General features: G+C 53.3%; 10 protein-coding genes. 5 read left to right on the forward strand and 5 right to left on the reverse strand.

Features of this window, described 5'->3' with window-relative positions:
* The first annotated feature begins 48 nt into the window (after window positions 1-48).
* The 4 genes from ACOQPM_RS02240 to ACOQPM_RS02255 all read left to right on the forward strand — a co-directional run bounded on the left by ACOQPM_RS02240 (window position 49) and on the right by ACOQPM_RS02255 (window position 4,834).
* Entirely contained in the window at window positions 49-2,085 is a 2,037-nt protein-coding gene (locus ACOQPM_RS02240) for a thioredoxin domain-containing protein (RefSeq protein WP_420627596.1), read from the forward strand.
* A 177-nt stretch (window positions 2,086-2,262) separates the two neighbouring features.
* The gene (locus tag ACOQPM_RS02245) at window positions 2,263-3,408 is read left to right on the forward strand and encodes a N(5)-(carboxyethyl)ornithine synthase (RefSeq protein WP_420627597.1); all 1,146 of its coding nucleotides are present in this window, start codon (window positions 2,263-2,265) and stop codon (window positions 3,406-3,408) included.
* A complete protein-coding gene (locus tag ACOQPM_RS02250; protein WP_420627598.1) occupies window positions 3,405-3,770 on the forward strand; it encodes a DUF488 domain-containing protein in 366 nt (121 codons plus the stop codon). The genes ACOQPM_RS02245 and ACOQPM_RS02250 overlap by 4 nt, the downstream gene beginning before the upstream one ends.
* A gap of 104 nt (window positions 3,771-3,874) precedes the next feature.
* Window positions 3,875-4,834: an NAD-dependent epimerase/dehydratase family protein gene (locus tag ACOQPM_RS02255; protein ID WP_420627599.1), complete on the forward strand. Its 960-nt coding sequence runs from the start codon at window positions 3,875-3,877 to the stop codon at window positions 4,832-4,834.
* Between the two features lie 7 nt (window positions 4,835-4,841).
* On the opposite strand, the gene ACOQPM_RS02260 is transcribed toward ACOQPM_RS02255, so the two are convergent.
* Window positions 4,842-5,315 (reverse strand): SRPBCC family protein, encoded by a 474-nt coding sequence (locus ACOQPM_RS02260; RefSeq protein ID WP_420627600.1) that lies wholly within the window; start codon window positions 5,313-5,315, stop codon window positions 4,842-4,844.
* Between the two features lie 242 nt (window positions 5,316-5,557).
* Here ACOQPM_RS02260 and ACOQPM_RS02265 point away from each other — a divergent pair, with 242 nt between their 5' ends.
* The gene (locus ACOQPM_RS02265; RefSeq protein ID WP_420627601.1) at window positions 5,558-5,743 is read left to right on the forward strand and encodes a PspC domain-containing protein; all 186 of its coding nucleotides are present in this window, start codon (window positions 5,558-5,560) and stop codon (window positions 5,741-5,743) included.
* A 48-nt stretch (window positions 5,744-5,791) separates the two neighbouring features.
* On the opposite strand, the gene ACOQPM_RS02270 is transcribed toward ACOQPM_RS02265, so the two are convergent.
* The 4 genes from ACOQPM_RS02270 to ACOQPM_RS02285 form a co-directional block, all read right to left on the reverse strand.
* A complete protein-coding gene (locus ACOQPM_RS02270; protein WP_420627602.1) occupies window positions 5,792-8,893 on the reverse strand; it encodes an aminotransferase class III-fold pyridoxal phosphate-dependent enzyme in 3,102 nt (1,033 codons plus the stop codon).
* A gap of 66 nt (window positions 8,894-8,959) precedes the next feature.
* Entirely contained in the window at window positions 8,960-11,158 is a 2,199-nt protein-coding gene (locus tag ACOQPM_RS02275) for a hypothetical protein (protein ID WP_420627603.1), read from the reverse strand.
* Window positions 11,148-11,711, reverse strand: coding sequence for an RNA polymerase sigma factor (locus ACOQPM_RS02280; protein ID WP_420627604.1), 564 nt, complete (start codon window positions 11,709-11,711; stop codon window positions 11,148-11,150). The genes ACOQPM_RS02275 and ACOQPM_RS02280 overlap by 11 nt, the downstream gene beginning before the upstream one ends.
* Before the next feature lie 104 nt (window positions 11,712-11,815).
* Window positions 11,816-15,184: an ATP-binding protein gene (locus ACOQPM_RS02285; protein WP_420627605.1), complete on the reverse strand. Its 3,369-nt coding sequence runs from the start codon at window positions 15,182-15,184 to the stop codon at window positions 11,816-11,818.
* Window positions 15,185-15,457 lie beyond the last annotated feature (273 nt).

The raw sequence follows: 15,457 nt of genomic DNA on the forward strand, positions 1-15,457 counted from the left end.
GTCGAATGGTTTGACCAGTGCCAGTCACCTATCTTGTGAAGGAGATTTATGCCCAACAAATTAGCGCAAGAAAGTAGCCCATACTTGCTGCAACACGTTGATAATCCTGTTGATTGGTATTCCTGGGACGAGGAAGCGTTGCACAGAGCCAGGCACGAAGATAAGCCAATATTGCTTAGTATTGGCTACGCCGCCTGCCACTGGTGCCATGTCATGGCCCATGAATCGTTTGAAGACCCGACAACGGCCGCTTTCATGAACAAACATTTTGTCAACGTGAAGGTAGACCGGGAAGAACGCCCCGACCTGGACGCCATTTACATGCAGGCCGTGGTGGCCATGACAGGGCAGGGCGGCTGGCCGATGACGGTTTTCCTGACACCCGATGGCCAGCCGTTTTACGGCGGTACTTACTTTCCACCCGCACCACGGTATGGGATGCCCAGCTTTATCCAGCTCATGCAAGGCATCATCAATGCCTGGCAAACCAAGCGGCAAGAGATTTTGCAAAGCGCGGGGGACATCACCAAACATTTAAGGCGAACGGCCGTTCTCACGGGCGAAGAAGATGTGCTAACCCCAGGCATGTTTGGCAAAGCAACGGCCGCATTAGCCCAAACGTTTGACCACGAGCGCGGCGGCTTTGGCGGCGCACCGAAATTTCCCCCTTCGATGACAGTGGAATATTTGCTGCAAAGCTTTGTGCTGCACAAAGATAGCCGCACCCTGCACATGGCCGAGACCACGCTCAAAAAGATGGCCTACGGGGGCATGTACGACCAGCTTGGCGGCGGCTTCGCCCGCTACTCTACAGATATTCATTGGCTTGTTCCCCACTTTGAAAAGATGCTGTACGACAACGCCCTGCTGGCTCGCGTTTACCTGCACGCCTACCAAGTGACCGAGGAGCCGCTCTATCGTCGCATCGCCGAGGAAACGCTGGATTTTGTAGTGCGCGAACTGCGCCACGAAGCTGGTGGCTTCTACAGCAGCTACGACGCCGACAGCGAAGGTGAAGAGGGTAAATTTTACACCTGGTCTGCCCCAGAAATTGAAGGGTATCTGGGTGAAGACGCTGAGCTTTTCAAACTTTACTACGGCGTTACCGAGACGGGCAACTGGGAAGGAACCAATATTCTCAACATCCAAAAAGAGCTGGATGAGGTGGCCTGGGCAGCCAAAATGAGCGAAAAAGAGGCAGCGGAGCGACTGGCTGCCGCCAAGCAAAAACTATACGATATCCGTGCCCAACGCATTTGGCCAGGGCTGGATGACAAGGTGCTAACCGCCTGGAACGGCCTCATGCTGGCAACCTTTGCCGAGGCTGGGCGTGTCTTGAATCGGCCAGACTACACGGAAACGGCCGTCCGCAACGCCCAATTCCTCTACAAAACCATGCGAACAGGGGACGGCCGTCTGCTACGCACCTGGAAATCTGGCTCAGAAGCAAAATACAACGGCTACCTCGAAGATTATGCCTACCTGGCCGATGGGCTGCTGGCACTTTACCAAACCACCTTCGATGAGCAATGGTTCACCTGGGCACACGAGCTGGCAGAGATGATGCGAACCCACTTTTACGACGCCGATCATGGCGGCTTTTTTGATACCTCCGACGACCACGAAGCCCTCATCCACCGCCCCAAAGATTTGCAGGACAACGCCGTGCCCAGCGCCAACGCCATGGCGGCGCAGGTGCTGCTCAAGCTCAGTTTGTATTTGGGGAATCAGAACTATTGGGACGTGGCCGAAACGGCCGTTTCCTCCCTCTACGGCGCGATGGTGCAACATCCGAATGCATTTGCTCATTGGTTGTGTACGGCCGTTTTCATTACCAGCCAGCCCAAAGAAGTGGCCATCATCGGTGACCCGGCTGCGCCAGACACCCAGGCACTCATCCACACCACCTTTGCCGCCTTCCGCCCCAACCTCATGGTGGCTGCTGGGGAAGCTAGCAGCCAAATCCCCCTCCTCACCGAGCGCCAACGTTTGGAGGACAAAGCTACCGCCTACGTCTGCCGCCACTTCGTTTGCCAGCAGCCAGTAAATACGCCAGAAGCCCTGGCAGCGCAGCTGGCTAGCTAAATGATCGGGTAGGCAAAATTTCAATTATGCAGCTATCATTTATCGGGAAAAGATTCCAAAAGTCTTCTTGATGATTCGTTCAGCACCAGAGTAAACCGAGACTTTTAAAATCTACGCTGCGTAACATCAATTCATAATTCATCCTTCCTAATTCATAATTTCCAGAGGAGACGAGCAATGTCTGACAAACAGCTAACCATGGGCGTCATCGGCACGGCCAACAAGGAAAACGAACAACGCGCCCCGCTTGATCCGGTTCATTTAGGGCAAATTGACCCTGGCCTGCGGCAGCGCATTTTTATGGAGACCGGGTATGGCACCCGCTTCAACGTCACAGATGTCGAACTGGAGAAGCAGGTGGCCGGATTGATGCCCCGCGAGGCGCTGTTTGAGCATTGCGACATTATTTTGCTGCCCAAACCAACCGAGGCAGATCTACCCTCCTTTCGTGAGGGGCAGATTTTGTGGGGCTGGCCCCATTGCGTACAAGGGCCAGCCATCACGCAAGCAGGCATAGACAAGCGACTCACCATGATTGCTTGGGAAGCGATGAACATTTGGCGCAACGATATCTGGCAGGCACACGTTTTTCAGAAGAACAATGAGCTGGCCGGCTATTGCAGCGTCCTTCACGCTTTGCAGCTCAATGGCATGACGGGCTTGTACGGCCCACCAAAGCGGGCAGCGGTGATCAGCTTTGGCTCCACCAGCCGAGGTGCCATTCATGCGTTACGCAGCCAAGGGTATCATGATATTACCGTCATCACTTATCGGCATCAGTTAGCAATTGTGGCCCAAATGCCCGGCGTCACCTATTGGGAATACACGCTCTCAGATGCGGGGGACGTTTTGGTAGTGCAGGATGATCAAACAGAGTCAATCGCTGAGGTGCTGGCTGATTTTGACATTGTGGTGAACTGTATTTTGCAAAATCCAAATCGGCCGTTGATGTTTGTGCAGGGGGATGAGATTGATCGTTTTCGGCCAGGCTCCCTCATTGTGGATGTAAGCTGCGATGCTGGCATGGGCTTTGATTTTGCCAAACCCACATCTTTTGCCGATCCTATCTTTGCGGTTGGGAATGGCATTACTTATTACGCAGTTGATCACTCGCCATCATACCTTTGGCGCTCAGCCACGTATGAAATTAGCTTTGCGCTCTTGCCGTACATTGAGGTGGTGATGAATGGGCCAGATGCCTGGCGCGAAAATGAAACCATTCGCCGCGCTATCGAGATTGAAAATGGCGTGATTCAAAATGAGGATATTTTGCAGTTTCAGAACCGTTCCGCAGCCTATCCACATGAGTTTCTGTCCAAATGAATGACGACGAGATTACTTTTCAAATCAAGCGCATTTACGATACGCCCGACTCCCATGACGGCTTTCGTGTGCTGGTAGACCGCCTCTGGCCGCGCGGCATTAGGAAGGAAGATGCCCAGCTTGATTTATGGCTGGGTGATATTTCCCCCTCTTCCCGTCTCCGCAAATGGTTTGGTCACGATCCAACTCGCTGGGACGATTTTCTAGAGCGTTACTTTGCTGAACTCGATGCAAACCCGCAGGTGGTGACAGAGCTGTTTCAGAAAGCGACCAGCGGCAAAATAACGCTGCTTTTTGCTGCCAAAGATGTGCAGCACAACCACGCGGTTGCCTTAAAAATGTACCTTGAAGGGGAAGAGTAGCGTATCTTTAAAATAAAATAGGTAGATCGTCTCGTTGTCGGTGCGGTGCAAGTTACGTATCCTCGTACACTCAGTAAAAAATGTAACCATTTTGGAGGAAATTAATGAAAATTGCTGTAACAGGGGCTGCTGGCTTTATCGGTTCCCATTTAGCTGAAGCGTTGGTGAAACAGGGGCATGAGGTTGTTGGGATTGACAACTTTGCCAATTACTACTCGGCGCAGCTTAAACAAGCCAATGCGGAAGATATTGCGGCAGCGGGGGTAACGCTGCATCGCTTGGATTTGGCTGAGGATGATCTCTCATCTTTATTGGCAGATGTGGAATTTGTGTTTCATTTGGCGGGGCAGCCGGGCATTTCGGCCACGGTGTCGCTGGCGGATTATATGAGGAACAATGTGGTAGTGGCCGACAGGCTACTAACGGCTTGCCAGCAGCAGAAGTCTCTGCGCTGTTTTGTGAACGTGTCTACGTCGTCGGTATACGGCCGTCACGCCTATGACCCCGAAACCGAACCCCCCAAACCAACCTCGTACTACGGCGTCACCAAGCTGGCTGCCGAGCAGTTGGCACTGGCAGCCCATCGTGAAAAAGGCTTCCCCGCCTGTTCGCTGCGGATATTTTCTGTTTACGGCCCGCGTGAGCGGCCAGAGAAGCTGTATCCCAAACTCATCCGCAGCATCCTTACCGATACGCCGTTCCCCCTGTTTGAAGGCAGCGAAAATCATTCGCGCAGCTACACGTTTGTGGGTGACATCATCGAAGGCTTTGTGTCTGTACTAGAGCGACCTGAAAATGTGATTGGTGAAATTATCAACCTGGGCAGCGATGTGGAGATGACTACGGGGCAAGGTATTGGCCTTATTGAGGAAATCATGGGTAAAAAGGCTAAACTGGACATCCGCCCCAAGCGGCCTGGCGACCAGCTACACACCTGTGCCAACATTGGCAAAGCGCGAGAACTGCTAGGCTACGCACCTCACACCCAGCTTGCCGACGGGCTAGAAGCGGAGGTAGATTGGTATGTGAATCGCATTTACGCCAACGGGTTGCACAATGTTTAAGAAACAATCATGCGTGGCGACGAGCCAGTTCTTGCTTTAGGCTCATCTCGCCCTGGCGCATTGCCCAATGGTGGTTGGCAGAAAAGATTGGCTTGAGCAGAAAGGAGAGGGTTCGCAGCAACGGTTTTTCGGCACGGATGCGCCAATCGTAGTGGATATTTACCCAGTCGCCATCTTGCTCAAATGTCCAAATGCCGCTGCCTTCAAAATCTCCCCAGGCTTCCAGGGAAAATCCGTGGGGATGCCTATTTTCAGTGACGCGAAACTGCCAGCGCAGTGTGTAGGGCAACCAGCCTTTGGTGTGTAAATCAACCACCTTGCCGATGCCGTTTTCATCGCCTGACTCTAACTCTTTTACTTCCAGATAAACAGACGGCCACCAGCGTGCCAGATCAGGGGCATTGCCTAAAACGTCGCTGATTTCTTCACAGGTGCTTTGCATGCGCCAATGGGTTACAAAAGCATATTCGTTACTTGCCATAGATTTCCCTCTTTATCCGAATATTGGCCACAGCGTTCACAGAGGACTTTGAGGCACTACTCTTTTTTCTGCTTCGGTTGCGTAGCATAAGCCCTTCGGCTACGCTCAGGACGGACCTGTGGCTTTTTCGGATAGATTCTTATTTTGCAACGGATCTTCGTTATTTGCGTAGAAATATGCAGAACGAAACAATAAACTATTTGCCTACATTAAGGCAAGTGGATCGATATGTGGAGGTAATAATGACAGTAAAAGACAATCGCTTGCGGCGACAAAATGGCATCTTCTTAGGCGTCTGTGGTGGCTTGGCCGCCTGGACTGGCATCAACGTATTTTGGTTCCGACTGTTATTCGGGATCTTGCTATTGCCAGGTGGCGCGTCGGCACTACCCTATTTCATTTTGTGGCTTGTGATGCCAAAAAAATAGTTAATTGTGAATAAGTAGTCGTGAATTGTGAATGATTCCGTTCACAATTCACAATTCCTCTAAAATCTCCCCCAACGTTTCTACCAAAAAATCGGCGTTTTCGGCGGTAAAAACGAGCGGCGGCTTGATTTTTAGCACGTTGTGCAGTGGGCCGTCGGTGCTGATGAGGATGCCTTTGTCGCGCATTCGGTTAGCGATATATGATGCTTCCTCTGCGGCTGGTTCCAGCGTTTGCGGGTCGCGGACTAGCTCTGTGCCGATGTACAGTCCCAGCCCCCGAACATCCCCGATGAGCGGGAATTGAGTTTGCAAGTTTCGCAAACCGGCCAGCAAGTGATTGCCGACCACCAGTGCATTTTCTTGTAGTTTTTCCCGCGTTAGCACATCCAAAACGGCCGTTCCAATGGCGCAAGAGACTGGATTACCACCAAAGGTATTGAAATATTCCATCCCGTTGGCAAACGATTCGGCAATTTCCGGCGTGGTGACCACGGCAGCCAGCGGGTGCCCATTGCCAATTGGTTTGCCCATGGTCACGATGTCGGGCACGACCCCTTGCGTCTCAAAGGCCCACATGTGGCTGCCCACGCGACCAAAGCCCACCTGCACCTCATCGGCAATGCAAACGCCGCCTACGGCCCGAATAATCGGGAACAGCGCCTGGAAGTAGCCGTCGGGCAGCACAATTTGGCCGCCGCAGCCCAGCAGCGGCTCACCGATGAATCCAGCAATGCCGAAGGGTTTGCCAATTCCTTTGCCCTGCGCTTGCAGCTTCTCAATAATTTCCTGAGCGTGTTGGGCGTAGCGACGGCCGTTTCCTTCATCATTCCCCCGGTACAGGCCACGGTACGGATCTGGCATTGGCAGCACATGCACATGCTGGGGTGCGCCAGCTCCACCAGGGCCATCAAACTTGTAAGAACTAATGTTGATGAGAGCGGCCGTATTGCCATGATAAGCGCCATCCAGTATCAGCAAATCCTGCTGGCCCGTGTGGGTACGCGCCAGCCGCAAGGCCAGCTCATTGGCCTCGCTGCCGCTGCACACGAAATAACAAACCGAAAGCGGCTCTGGCAGCGTGGCGGTGAGCCGGGCAGCGTATTCCACCAGGTTGTTGTGCAGGTAGCGGGTGTTGGTGTTGAGAACGGCCGTTTGCCGCTGCGCCGCCTCAACAACTTTGGGGTGATTATGCCCTACGTGTGGCACATTATTTACCGCATCCAGGTAGGGCTGGTTGTTCGCATCGTACAAATATTGCCCCTGGCCACGTATAATGTGCAGCGGATTTTTATACGACAAATTGAGTGACGGCCCCAGGTGCTTTTTGCGTAACGCTAAGATTTCATCTTTGCTGCGGGCTGGTGGTGGAAAATAATCATCTGGAATGCCCAGAATCAGGTTTGGATCGGGGCAGAGGCTGCGCCAAATTTCACGTTGGCTGGGAGCTGCCACGCCGGGGAAGTTGGTGGCTGCGTGCGAGTGCAGCAAGTCACACATGATTTGCAGGTGTAGGTGGGGTGGCCAATCACCATTGGTAGGGAAGCTGCCAATTTCGGCGAATTTTTGCCCTTTGGCGATGGGTTGCCCGACGGTGAGACCATCTAGCGAGGCTTCGCTGAGGTGGCCGTAGAGCGTGTAGAAAGTCAGATCATCGCTAACGTCATGTTGCAAAACGATGATGGGGCCGTAGTCCAGGCGGACGGTGTTGTTAGCGAAGCTGTGAATTTTGCCGGGGAGGGGGGCGTGTACGGCCGTTCCCGCCGCCACAAACAAATCAATCCCCATGTGAATCGTACGCCACTCATCCCAGTCGTTGCCGGGAATGCGGAAAGCATTGGCTGAGTAAATCCGGCGCGGCTCATCGTACCGACCAATCCCTATTTTAGCCACAGAGGGCACAGAGGAATAAGAGGTTTGAGAGACCCCGCTTTGGGTCATCGTAGTGAAGAGGAGATTCGTAAATTCTTGCGTGTCATCCGGGTTTTGGAGGGAGCCGAGGAGCAAACTACCGGGCGTCAGATCAAAAACGGTTGTCGGTGTTTCTTTCCAATCCGTGTTTAACACATTGGCAAACCAACTTCTATTTTCGCGTAGCCAGTTTGTGACCTGAGGAGATTTTGCCACAGGTTCCCAATTGCAGGCGTGGCGGAAGGTGGCTTCGGCCAGCAGCGGGCTGGTTTGGGCCAGAATCTCTAATGTTTCCCAGGCGGGTGCAGCCGAAATTTGCAGATAATCGTTGTCTGGCTCTTGGGTAGCCTGGTAAGCACTCATCGTGACGCTGACGCAAAGGCGCATGGCGATGAGCGGGAACAGCAGTGCAATTTCTTGCTCACTGAGCGGATGGGCGGCGTGGTAGCCACCCACGACGTGGGCAGCCGCGGATAGCGGGTTTGGCTTGTGCAAAATGGCATAAGCGGCGGCGATGGCTAGTTCACAAATGGTGGCGGTGTGAAGCGCATCGCCAAAGTCGAAGATGCCGCTGATTTTCTGGTTGATGGTGAGAACGTTGTAGTCGTTGGCGTCGTTGTGGATGATGCTGTGGGGCAAGTTTGCCAGCCGGGGCTGCGTACGCTGCAAAAAGTGATCGAGAAAGCCCTGTACAAGCTGGCGTTGAGCACTGTCAAGAATGAATTGCAGGTAGTCGGCAATAAATCCGGCTACTTTCAAATCCCACTTTAAGTCGCGGTGAGCAGCGGGATGCTCAAAATGGGTTAGAGCGGCGTCTAGCTGGCCGAGAGTGTGGCCGAGGTGGTGCAGCAGGGCGGGGCTGTGTGGCTTGGTGTGCGCTAGTAGCTTGCCGGGCAGGTAGGTGATTAGCCTGATGGGGTAATTTGTGCCACCGGAGGCAGCGGCTTTGGGGATGGTTTGGTTATTGGCGGTTGGAACGAGTTTTGGGATGAGATTGGAGATTGGAAGCTGGAGATTGAGGTGGGTGATGAGGGCGTTCTCTAGTGCTAAAGTTTCCGGGGATTCGGTGAGCCCGGCGATTTTGAGGATGTATTGTGTGCCATCTACGGCCGTAAGATGGAAGTTTTGGTCGCGCTCGCTGGGTAGGGTGCGGGCGGTGACGGTGAGATTGTAATGCGTTTGGGCGAGTTGAACGGCCTCTTCCAGACTGAACGTGGGCCGCAAAATGGTAACATCAGGCATAAAAATACCCCCTTCGGTAAATTTGAAGAGGGTATTGTAAAACGTAGAGACATTGCCTTGCAATGTTTATGGATAAACGATTTCCTCGCTGCTGGTCAAATCAATGGCGAAGCCTGTAAAGGTAGGCATCGCTAGAATGTGGAGGCGCGTGTCACCGACCCCGTCGTCTGCTAAGTAGGCCAGCTGCATGACTAGCATGGGTTGGTCGCTGCCCACAACTTCACGCATGAGAGTTGGGCTTTCGCTAAAGGTGAAGGTATGAGTGCCAGCGTGGCCATCTAGCACAATTTCTTCGCCCAGCCCATCTATCGGCACGCGACCAAAGTTAGCCATGTCCCACTCAGGATGGGCATACAGGGGTTTCAGCGTCACGGCTTCGTCCACAGCAAATTGGTAGCCAACGGTGATTTCTAGCGTGATGGGAGCATCCGCCGAGCTGCGGGCTTCTTGCGTAGCGGCAATGAGCCAGACGCCGTTGGGGGCGGGTTCGGGATTGGTAACGGCCGTTTCCACCACAATTTCTTGCAGCACCAGAGAATCCTGCCGAACGCCCGTCGCCGCATCGTATTGGATGACGACGATCTCGTACACGTCATCTGCCAGCGTTTCAGGGACGGCTACTGTCACATTCATTTCTTCGGAAAATGGTTGATCTGTCTGGCTAAGCACGTTGCCATTGGCATCGGTGAGATGGACGGCGACGTTGATAGCCGATTCTGGTTCACCTTCCCAAAACAGGGCGACGTCCACCGTGCCGCCCGCGCTGATCAGCGTCGCCGAGAGTTGATGTCTCGTGAGCAGTAGCTCATCATTGAAGGAAGAGAGGCCAGCTTCCGTTTGCTGCTGTTCAAGGCGGGCAATTTCTGCCTCAATTTGATTCAGAGCCTGTTCTGCGAGAGGCCGTTCATCATCACTTGCCTGGGGCAGATATGCCAGAATTTCATCTCGGTAATTTTGCAGAATGATGAGTTGGGTTTCTGTGGGAACGGCCGTTGGCAGGCGGCCTGTATCCAAATCAACCAACTGGCCATCGCTGGTGAGCGGCCATTCCAGAGTAGCTTCATCCACCCAGCCCTGGCCCACGTCGGGCACGGAGACATACTGCCAGGTCGTGCCATCGTGAGTGACGGGCAGTTGATTGTTCATGAGACCACTTAACGTGAGCTGTGCACCTGTGGTCAGGGTTGCCACTTGTTCGCCGTTAGGGGCATCCAGCAGTGGCGTGTTGGCTGTTATGCGCCCTTCAGGCAGCACAAAGGCGACGCTGGTTCCGTCTGGCAGGTGTGTAAACTGCTCCTCTGGCAAATCTGCGTTGGTCATGATTTGGTGGCTCACGCGCTCCAGGCGGCGTAGCAATGTTTCACCGTCGTAATCGGCCACTTCAACGACGGTGTGGTTGTTGCTATCTAGCTTTACCAGCCGATATTGGCTGCTAGCGGTGCCATCCTGGTTGGGTGAATAGTTGATGTGGTAGATAGTGAGGGAACGGCCGTTCGCTGTCGTTTCTGTGTCAATCAAGGAAACACCCCAACCATATGGTTCATATTCTCCACCCCGGCTGTTAACGTCCAGCGGCGGCTCCGCCAGATATTTGGCCACACATTCTGCTCCTTCACAGTCCCAGTCCAGCTGCAAGACCGATTCCATCAGGCCTCCCCAGCCAATATCGTCATAAAATGGCGGGGTGGTGGCACTGCCTGCCCAGCCTTCGGCCTGGGCCAGCGCGTGGTAAACATCAAAATATTGCAGGGTAACCGTATCCATCTGCTCGACGCTGCTATTGTAGGTGCCGCGCCAGAGGAATTGGCCATCGCTCTGGGCAAACACGCGCTGCTTGCCTGTAGCGTCTACCAGTTCGCCCCGGAAGAAGGTGCCGTCGAGCGATTGCCATGATTCGGCCGTTAGCTCTGCCCAGCCAGCGTCAAATTCAACCCACATGGGCAGTTCAATTCGTAGCTGGTCGTACACAATAAATTCATTACGACCAGGCACATCAACAGGCCTCATTTGGGCATTAATTGGTGCTGGCTGCGGCCGTAGGCTCACCCAGCTAAACCAGACTATGAAGGCTAAGGTGGCAAAGGCAACGGCCGCTCCTGCTAGTCGCCCCAAATTAGCCAGGGAGAAGGTGGGGTTTTCATACTGATTCAGCAGATTGCGGCGCAATTCTTGCTTGAAAGCGCGGCGGGGATACGGCCGTTCGTCACTTTGTTGCAATTCATCAATCAACTCATCAAATTGGTTCAGGTTATCGTTACGAGACATGGGGATTCACCTCTCTGGCTGTGGGCAGCTCCTGCGCTAGCTCGGTACGAAGCCGGCTCAGGGCACGGTGCAGCCGCACGTAGACAGTGCTGGTGGAACAGGCCAAAATTTTGGCAACATCTTCGCTAGGCAGCTCTTCCAGATAGCGCAGGACAATGATGTCGCGGTCTTTGGGGCGCAAGCGGGCCAAGGCTTGTTGGACGGTATGGCTGGTTTGGCGAGACTGCACGGCCGTTTCTGTTGCCCGCAGTTCTGTACTGCCAAACCACTGGCCGGGTGAGAGCCACTTTTGCCGCCGCAGCCGAGAGAGCGCCTCGTTGCGGGCAATGCGGTAGAGCCAGGGGCCAAAGCCGTGATCTTGCCATTTGTACCGTCGGATTTTTTCCAATGCTTTTTGGAAGGTAACAGCCGTCACATCCTGAGCCGCCGCATCATCCTGCATGAGCCGGGCCGTGTAGGCAAAAATGCGGTTCACGTAATGGTCATACAGCACCCCGAACGCTGCCGGGCCTTGCCGAGCCTGTTCGACAAGCAATTTTTCGTTATCAAGCATAAAAACCTCAGGTTTTTGAGATTGGTTGATTAAAATCGCCAATCTCTGTTTCTGCCTGTATAACGAATAAGAGAGGAAAATCTTTCAAAATTGGTGAGATTAGGCTAGTTGATGTGTTGTTGCCACTGTTCATAGCTGGACACGACGCGATTTTCTAGCAGTTTAGACTTTTGTTGGCGAGCCTGTGACAAACCGCTTTGGTAATGTTTCTCAATTTTCTGGGGTGATTGCCCAGTTTTTTGGCCAAATTCAGCCATGATTCGGTGATATTCTGGTTTAAAGTACCGCTCTTCAGTTTGCTCAATTTGGTCTTTGGCTTCGGTCAGCAGTTGCTGCGCCTTGTCGGTTTTGCCAAGTTTAACGCAAAAATCGGCGATGGTAATGAGGCGGGATGGAATCATGAGTGTGTAGCCAACTGTTTTTCCAACGGAAACGGCCGTTTCCATCTGTTCACAACCTTCTTTTATACAGGCGAGATTGTCTGAATGGCGAACGGCCGTTGCCCAGCCCAGGTAAAAGTGCGCCTGTGCCTGATCCAGCATGAACCCATTTTTGCTGGCAACTTCAAGAAGCTCCTCAGCATAGTTTTGCACGGCGTCAATATTTTGCCTCAAAAAATGAAACTCGCAGCCTGCGGTCATGAGCGCATAGCTGTGCATGAAAGGGTGATTCAAGCGTTTGGCTAGGGCAATCGCTTGTTCGGCATGGTGTTGAGCCGCCTCTGCCTGACCTAGATAAAGTAAGTTGGCGGCCGTCCAGAAGTGACCCGTAACGCCAGCGTCCAAACCGAATTCCCACAGCAGCTTGCCGTGCTTTTCTTGCTGGTAATTTGTGGCGATGTGGCGACTGTGTTGCAGTGACGTTTCAAAGTTTCCCAAAAAAATGTTGGGTACGCACAGCAGCAAATGCCCCAATAGTTGGGTGGTTTCATCGTCGCTGGCTTGGGTAAGGGCAGACGTTTTTTGCGCTAGCGCCAGGGCTTGCTGGTGGCTACCAATGGTGATGTCGTAAGAAACCAGCCAGGCTAAAACAGGAATGAGCAGCGGTGTAGCGCCGCCTGCTTGCTCTATTTGCTCACAAATGGCGTGGGCGCGTTGGTAAAGTTTACCCACTTCAGGATGTGCATACCCTTTTAGGGCAACCAATGGCGTACCCAACGCGGTAAGCAGCGTCAGCTCTTGCTGCACGTTTTCTGGCGAAGGGGGCAACTCTGCCAGCAAGTTGAGTGCTTGCTGGTAATGGATGGCAGCTTCCTGGTTTGCCGCTAGCTTAAAGGCATGGTCGCCAGCCATTTTGTGGTAGGTAATTGCTTTTTGCGATTGCTTTGCTTCTGCAAAATGCCAGGCTAGGGTAGCGACAATAGCTGAATCTGAGCCATGCGCCTCTTTTTGTTGGTAGAGTGTTTCGAGCAGCTCCCCGGTTTTGTGATGCAAGGTAGCGCATTCGATGGGGTCGAGACGGCCGTATAAATAGCGCTGGAACAGGCTGTGCCGAAAGGTATAGCGGGAAATGGGCTGACCGTTTACCCGCTGGCGACCAGTGGCGCGCACTAGCCGATGGATGCGCCCCAAATCCTGGCTGAGCTGGCGCAACAATGTTTGCGGATTGGCATTGACCATTTCGGCCACTGTTTCGGCGATGAACTGTTCACCCTGAACGGCCGCTGCCGACAAAATATGCTGCATGGGGATGGGTAGCCGTTCAATTCGTTCGGCAATCATCGCTTCGGCACGGGCTGGCAACAGTTCCCAGGTGATGGATTGTCCAGCTTGCCAAAAACCTTCGCCGCTTCGCTTCAGGTCGCCCCGTTCTTTAAGCGCAGCGACCAATTCAACGGTAAACAGGGCGTGGCCTTTGGTTTGCTGGTGCAGCGTTTGCCGAAACGACTCATCGAGCTGGTTGGGTTCATAATCGAGCCAGGCATTGACAAACGGCCGTCCATTAGCTTGGTTCAGCACAATATTTTCGCTACAGACGGACTGTAGCTCATGTACCAGCCGCAGCAAGGGGTGACGTTCGCCCAGTTGGTTGGGACTGCTTGCTTCTTCGGGGCGGTAGGCACCAACAATAAGAATCGGGTAGCCAACCATTTGACGGCTTAGATGAAAAAGCAAATCTACAGAGCCGGGATCAATCCATTGCAAATCATCCAGCAGCAGCAAAATGGGTGCGTGCCGCGACATTTTTTGCAAAACATGGGTTGCTTGCTCGAACAAGATGAATTGGGGCAGGGCGGCTGCAGACGGGCTATTTTTTGCCGTCATTTGGCTTTGCGTAAATAACACGCCAGCCAGATTTGCCCCGTGTTGCTGCAAAATTTGCTGTGCTTTCTCTTGTAGCTGCCACAGGCGAACGGCCTGCGGGCGACTGAGCAGCCCACTGTGCCAGTGGGGTTCAATATTGCCTGCCAGCATGGATACGGCCGTGCGGAACGGGGCATATGGATTGCTGCTGCCTACATGCGCTGGGCAGTTGCCAAACAGGCACAAAAGCTGCGGAAAGTGGATTTGCGCCTGTTGGGAGAACTCTCGCAGCAACATTGTTTTGCCGCTGCCCGCTTCACCAATAATGAAAACAGTACCGCCCTGCCCGGCAACGGCCGTTTCTAACTGTTTGTGTAACGCAGCTAATTCGCTCTGACGCGCCACAAAAGGGTGGGACGGCACGGCCGTTGGCTCCTCCAAATAGGCGGGAAGCACGTTTGTAGATTGCTCAAAAACACCTTTCACAATTTGTTGATAGAGTCGAACAGTTTCCGGTTCTGGTGCGATTTGAAGCTCAACCGACAGGTCGGTTTTGAGCCGTTCGTATTGGCGGATGGCGTTGGTGCGCTGCCCGATGCGAGCTAGCAAGCGCAGCATTTGGCGCTGGCCGGGTTCGTGCCACGGCTCCAATTCGGTTTGCCGCTGGGCAAAATGGAGGGCGTCTTGGTATTGATGCTGGGCTTCATAATGGCGGGTTAAGCGATTGAGTAGGCGCAGTGCCTGTCGCTGGTATTGCTCCCTTTTTAGCAGCGCCCACTCTTCAAAGGCGATGCTGTCGTGAATGGAGAACCCTTCTAAAAAACGGCTGTTTACCAATTTTACAGCTTGTTCCATTTGGGCAACGGTTGGTTCTGGATTTTCCACCAACTGTTCAAAGTGACGTGCATCTACAAATGCGGGGCTGGCTGTGTTAAATTGCAATGTTTGGCGGCTAATGTGGAGGTAACGGCCGTCTGCATCGGCGATGACTTGGCGCAAATTAGCCAAAGCACGGCGCAGGTTGGCCCGTGCCTTTGCCTCTGGCATGTTGGGCCAAAGTAGCCCTGCTAGCGCCTCGCGCCGGAAGGGCCTAGCCTGCTCGACTGCTAGGTAGATAAGCAAGGCTCTCACTTTGTCTGATAAGAAACTGGGGGTGGGACGGCCGTTTGCAGCCGGTTCACTTAACTCGATTCGCGGGGAACCAAAGAGGAAAATTTTTAGCGTGGACACAACCAAACTCCTTTGCCGAAGCCACTATCTCATTTTAATCGCACGAAAAGCACCAATTCAACTGACAAAAATCACTAAATTGGCACATTTACTGGACACTTTTGTAAAGGTTAAACGTTGTTTGAACACGTATAGGACGCGGATTAACCCCGATGAACGCGGATTTGAACCAGGTTTAAGCCGCGTTTTTCCGCGCTTGTCTGCGTCCCAATTGTTTGACTTGCTCTTGATCATTACTGGACGTTTTCTTAACGATTGCGGCTTAAAGTGTAG

Source organism: Candidatus Leptofilum sp. (assembly GCF_965223525.1).
Lineage (GTDB): Bacteria > Chloroflexota > Anaerolineae > Promineifilales > Promineifilaceae > Leptofilum.

Excerpts from the sequence above, each read along its gene's own strand:
- ACOQPM_RS02240 (WP_420627596.1), top strand. The coding sequence starts at position 49 with ATGCCCAACAAATTAGCGCAAGAAAGTAGCCCATACTTGCTGCAACAC.
- ACOQPM_RS02245 (WP_420627597.1), top strand. The coding sequence starts at position 2,263 with ATGTCTGACAAACAGCTAACCATGGGCGTCATCGGCACGGCCAACAAG.
- ACOQPM_RS02250 (WP_420627598.1), top strand. The coding sequence starts at position 3,405 with ATGAATGACGACGAGATTACTTTTCAAATCAAGCGCATTTACGATACG.
- ACOQPM_RS02255 (WP_420627599.1), top strand. The coding sequence starts at position 3,875 with ATGAAAATTGCTGTAACAGGGGCTGCTGGCTTTATCGGTTCCCATTTA.
- ACOQPM_RS02260 (WP_420627600.1), bottom strand. The coding sequence starts at position 5,315 with ATGGCAAGTAACGAATATGCTTTTGTAACCCATTGGCGCATGCAAAGC.
- ACOQPM_RS02265 (WP_420627601.1), top strand. The coding sequence starts at position 5,558 with ATGACAGTAAAAGACAATCGCTTGCGGCGACAAAATGGCATCTTCTTA.
- ACOQPM_RS02270 (WP_420627602.1), bottom strand. The coding sequence starts at position 8,893 with ATGCCTGATGTTACCATTTTGCGGCCCACGTTCAGTCTGGAAGAGGCC.
- ACOQPM_RS02275 (WP_420627603.1), bottom strand. The coding sequence starts at position 11,158 with ATGTCTCGTAACGATAACCTGAACCAATTTGATGAGTTGATTGATGAA.
- ACOQPM_RS02280 (WP_420627604.1), bottom strand. The coding sequence starts at position 11,711 with ATGCTTGATAACGAAAAATTGCTTGTCGAACAGGCTCGGCAAGGCCCG.